Origin of the sequence: Salegentibacter sp. (assembly GCF_036568425.1) — a bacterium.
GTDB lineage: Bacteria > Bacteroidota > Bacteroidia > Flavobacteriales > Flavobacteriaceae > Salegentibacter.
Map to the genome: position 1 here is coordinate 1 of NZ_DATCSO010000120.1, position 4,777 is coordinate 4,777.

The 4,777-nt window shown below is 40.2% G+C and carries 3 protein-coding genes; all 3 read right to left on the reverse strand.

What is annotated here, in order from left to right; all coding sequences use genetic code 11:
* Positions 1–448 precede the first annotated feature (448 nt).
* The 3 genes from VIM94_RS11955 to VIM94_RS11965 are packed head-to-tail and all read right to left on the reverse strand — an operon-like array spanning position 449 to position 4,711.
* Positions 449–1,897, reverse strand: a complete 1,449-nt coding sequence (locus VIM94_RS11955; RefSeq protein ID WP_332039529.1) for an alpha-amylase — start codon at positions 1,895–1,897, stop codon at positions 449–451.
* Between the two features lie 56 nt (positions 1,898–1,953).
* The gene (locus tag VIM94_RS11960; protein WP_332039530.1) at positions 1,954–3,096 is read right to left on the reverse strand and encodes a SusF/SusE family outer membrane protein; all 1,143 of its coding nucleotides are present in this window, start codon (positions 3,094–3,096) and stop codon (positions 1,954–1,956) included.
* A 19-nt stretch (positions 3,097–3,115) separates the two neighbouring features.
* Complete coding sequence (locus tag VIM94_RS11965) at positions 3,116–4,711, reverse strand: RagB/SusD family nutrient uptake outer membrane protein (RefSeq protein WP_332039531.1); 1,596 nt, start codon at positions 4,709–4,711, stop codon at positions 3,116–3,118.
* Positions 4,712–4,777: the final 66 nt, after the last annotated feature.

Sequence of the window (4,777 nt, forward strand, 5' to 3'; positions counted from 1 at the left end):
TAAATATTCCCTTCAGAATCTTTCAGGGCATATTTGTTTACCCATACCCGGGCAGCTAAGTCATCTCCTTTAAAATACTCGAGGGAAGCTTTGAAAGCTTCATCCTGGCTGTAAGTTTTTGGAGGGGCGGTAGTAGTTGGCACGCTCATATTCTATTTAAATTTTCAGGTTAGTAATCCAGTTAATGAAAAACTGTTTTGTAAATATAGATAAACATAAACAACAATTTACATGATGAAAATAAAAAGTTATCAAAAACTAATTGTTAATAAGCTGAAAATCAAATATATAATAATTTATCAACAGTTAAAAGTTTACAAATTTTGAAAAAAATGTAAATTAAATTTGGTGAGAAATAAGCTGTTGAAATTGAAACAAAAAAAGAGGCCGGCTAAAAATTAAGCCGGCCTTCTTTGAATTAACACCTATGAAAATTCAAAATAGATTCTTATTTTGAAACAGACCAGATGGCATATCCATTTGCAGGAGCTTCCAAATTGACTGTTCCGTTTTCATCGGAGGTAGGGATGTATGTTGAGTTACCACTATAATCTAAAAGGGTAACATTTTTCCAATTAGTTTGAACGTTTCTGCGTTTTTTATTCTCGCTGGTGCTAATATATAGAATTAATCCGGGGTTTTCATTATCTCCGTTTCTTTTCATAATATATTCGTCTTTATCTACATGGAGAAGTTCCAAATCTCCTATGGCCAGACTATTATGAATCTCGATTAATTGCTGTATTTCAGCTTTAAAATTATCATTTTCATAATCTGAGTAGAAAATAGTAGGATATCCGGGGTGTGTTAAAATAAATGCATAAGCTTTCATTTTATTTTCTACGGAAATATTATTATCCTCATTATCGTCTTTTTCGGTATCATGATTAGCCGTGAAAGTCACCGCTTTATCGGGATGGGTTTTCCATAGCATATCTCTTTCCAGATAGGTAAGATCGTCGTGGCGGTCAAAGGCTTCATCCAATTTATAAAAAGTTGCAAAATCGAAAGCTCCACTACCGGTTTTCTCTACATAATTAGCCAGGTTTGAGGCATTACCATCCCAAAGCTCGGCTACAGAAAATCCACCAACTTCATCTAACCAGGCTTTAACTACCCAGGGTTCAAAACCGGCTACATAATCGAATCTCCAACCATCGAAGTCCATCTCATTCATGTAATATTTGGCTACGGAATTTTCTTTTTTCCAAAGCCAATCCTGCACATATTCCTGATTATGATCAAGGTTGGTCTCTTCATAAAACAAACTTCCCTCATCATAGGGACTGGTACTGTTGGGGTAAAAGTTCTCATAATCGCGGTTAAACCAGCCGGAAGCATTTCCGTTTTCTTCATTAAAAAGGGTCCAGGTTTCTTTTTCACGATACGGGTTCCATTCTTTTCCTCCTCCTGAATTATGGTTTAGCACGATATCGGCAATTACTTCAAGTCCCAAATCATGTGATTTATCTATGAGGCTTTCCAGTTCAGCTCTGGTTCCAAATCTGGTTGGAATAGTGCTATGCTGGTTATATTCCCCGAAGTCGAAATAATCTGAAGGATCGTAACCCATAGAATAGCCTCCCGATTGGCCTTTGGTAGCCACCGGAAACCATAAACGATCAATCCCTGCATCTGCCCAGCCTTCTACTTTTTCTGAAAGTAAATTCCACCATTCGTGACGGGGTTCTACATCCCAGTAAAAGGTTTGCATCATTACTTTTTGACCGCTGGAATAGCTGTCAAGATCGAGGAATTCAGGCTCATTTGGTTCGACGGGAAGCTCTCCTGAATTATCCTTATCAGGATCCACAATGGGATCATCATCTTTAGAACAGGAGGTAAAACTCAAAACGAGTCCTAAAAGCACCGGTAATATTAATCTTGTTTTTATCATCTGTTTAGAATTAAAAAAGGCTGTCCACAGGACAGCCTTTTTGTTAAGATATATAATTACTCTGCAGCTTGCGGAATAAGAATATACCGGCCATCAAGTGTGTTAAACCAAATGTCGTAAGTTCCGGCGGTTACAGGAATGTTGGCTCCTCCCATATCACCTAATCCACTCACTGGAGTATCTCCTCCCCAGTCTACGTCCCAGGCGTTATCGGCTCTGAATTTAATTTCTCCATCTGTTAATTCAATATCATTAACATACCAGATGTGAGGATCAAAATCAGATTGAGTCATATCCTGATCGGCATCCCACCCATCGGCGGTAGCATCTCCAATAACTCCGATTTCATTGTAAACTGTAGCTGCTGTTTCATCGATCTCTTCCCAGGTGTAAGTCATATTATCTACATCTACCATAAGAGAATAATAAGCATCGGCATCAACGCCGAATGCAGCAGGATCATCAGTATCTCCAGGATTTACAGAAAGAACACCATCTGTACCTCCCCATTGTGGTTGCCATTGTCCAGGAATCTCAAGAAGTTTGAAACCTTCAACATCACCACCTCCGGCGAAACGGCCCTGGAAGTAATAAACATCCTCGTTTGCAGGATCTCTGAACATTGGAGTGTTGTTGTTATCAGGATTCCATCCTGCTGCGGTAGCGTCCCCTACAAAGTAAAGCTCTCTTTTAGCAGGCTCTGCTTCATCTCCACTTTCCGGCAGTTCAACACTAAGATTCTTTACTTCAGAATATTCTTCCAAAGCATTTCCTTCTCCTGCTCCTGCAAAAGCACGAACTCTAAAGTAAAGTTCTCCTGAATTAGGCTCTTCCGTGTTTGGATCATTATCAAGACCGGCATCCTCAGCCATGCTTAACATTTGGCCTACAGTAACTCCAAGGTTATTTCCTCCTGTACTTCCTAAAACGTCAACTACAGTGAAATCTGCATCAGTGCTTCCCTGAAGTTCGTAAGTAATCGTGGTAGGTGCATCAAAATCTACTTCGTTCCATACAAACCGCTCTGCCAGGTTGTTACTGGTGCTGCTTGTAAGTAAGTATACTTCAGAAAAAGTATTGGTGAACTCAATCCCTTCGGGATCGGGTTGGGCTATAAATACTATATCATCGTCGCTTGTACATGCGTTAAAGCTGATTAACGCAACTAATGCGAATAATAAAATTGAAAGTTTTTTCATTTTTAATGTTATTATAAAATTAATATCCTGGATTTTGGGTTAAGTTGGTGTTTACGCCTAAGTCTGAAGCTGGGATTGGCATTAGATCTCTGTGAGCTCCTGTTGTAGTTCCCTGAGGGACATTTCCTTTCCATGGCCATACGCCGCGGTCGGAAAATACTCCGAACCTAATACGGTCTGTTCTACGATGACCTTCCCAGTAAAGTTCTCTTGCCCGTTCATCTAGGATGAAGTCTAAGCTAAGATCAGCTTCAGAAATGTTATTGGTTGGATTGCCGTAGGCTCTTTCACGTAATTCATTAACTAAATTTGTTGCCTCAGTGAGATTTCCACCGCCACCACGCAGGTGTGCTTCAGCATACATAAGGTAAGCATCAGCAAGACGGAACATTGGGAAATCGGTATCAGGGAATTCTCCGGTTCCATCTGAACCAGGATTACCGTTTACATCAACATTTTTGAATTTGGTGACAGCATAACCGTCAGTAAAGCTGGATAAATCATTGATTTCTTTTGTTTGACCTTCAGTAAAGAATAAAGCTCTATTGTCAGCAGATTCTGCTTCTCCCGGGAATTGTTCCACAAGAGCTGATGTAGTTCTTAATCCGGCCCAACCACTGCTTACTCCAAAGTCTGCAGGATCCATATCGCCACCTACAGCAGCGTGAATAATGAAAGCCATCCCCCCATAAGACTGGGTGTTATTTCCATCAAAAGTGATAGGGAAAATAATTTCATTCTGGGCTCCATTTTCGTCATTGTCTGCAAGGAATAGTTTCTGGTAATCGTCAACAAGATCATAGTTGGTATTAAGTACCTTCTGTGTATACTCCATTGCTTTGTCATATTGTGCAGTTCCTGTATAAGTTTCTGCATTTAGATAAAGCTTTGAAAGGAGCATCCAAACAGCAGCCTGGTTGGCACGGCCGTACTCGGCAGATCCAACGGGGCTAATCTCATCTTCAATTGCTTCCAATTCAGTTTTAATATAAGTGAATAACTCCTGACTCTGAATTTGCTCCGGAAGAAAAGCTCCAATAGGATCTTCTTCAGTCACGAAAGGAGGATTCCCAAAAAGATCTAAAGCGTGATAGTAGTGAAGCGCTCTTAAGAATCTTGCTTCAGCCCGGTACCCGAGAATGTTTTCTCTGTCAACACCTTCAACTCCTCTTGAATCCAAAAGCTCGGGAGTGGTTTGTCGTAAGAATTCGTTATTAAGCGCTACCTGATACATTAATCTTGAGTACATAGTTCTAATAAACTCATTACCTGAAGTCCAGTTTTGGGCGTGAAGGTCTTTAATAGTACCGTCATTCCATCCAATTACTGCATTTTCGGTAGTTAACTCCTGCATCATCCAATAAAGTCTCAAATACTGAGAAAAACCTTCGTCAAGACCTTGAAGGTCGGGATTTCCCGCAGGTCCTTCCTGTCCGCTAACAGAAAGGCCGGCATATAATTTTGCTAAAAACTGCTTGTAAGCCTCGGGGCTATCGAAGGTAGCTTCAGCTGTGCTCCTGTTATCTTCAGGTTGCAATTCCAGGTCGCTCTCGCACGACCAGAATAGGGCCACCCCAAGAAAAACGAGCAGAATTGATTTAAATGTTTTAAACATAGCTAGTATATTATTTTGTTATTATTAAAATATAAGGTTTAGACCAAGTACAACACTGGTAGACCT

Bases quoted from the DNA above. Each gene is read 5' to 3' on its own strand.
- VIM94_RS11955 (WP_332039529.1), bottom strand. From the start codon at position 1,897: ATGATAAAAACAAGATTAATATTACCGGTGCTTTTAGGACTCGTTTTG.
- VIM94_RS11960 (WP_332039530.1), bottom strand. From the start codon at position 3,096: ATGAAAAAACTTTCAATTTTATTATTCGCATTAGTTGCGTTAATCAGC.
- VIM94_RS11965 (WP_332039531.1), bottom strand. From the start codon at position 4,711: ATGTTTAAAACATTTAAATCAATTCTGCTCGTTTTTCTTGGGGTGGCC.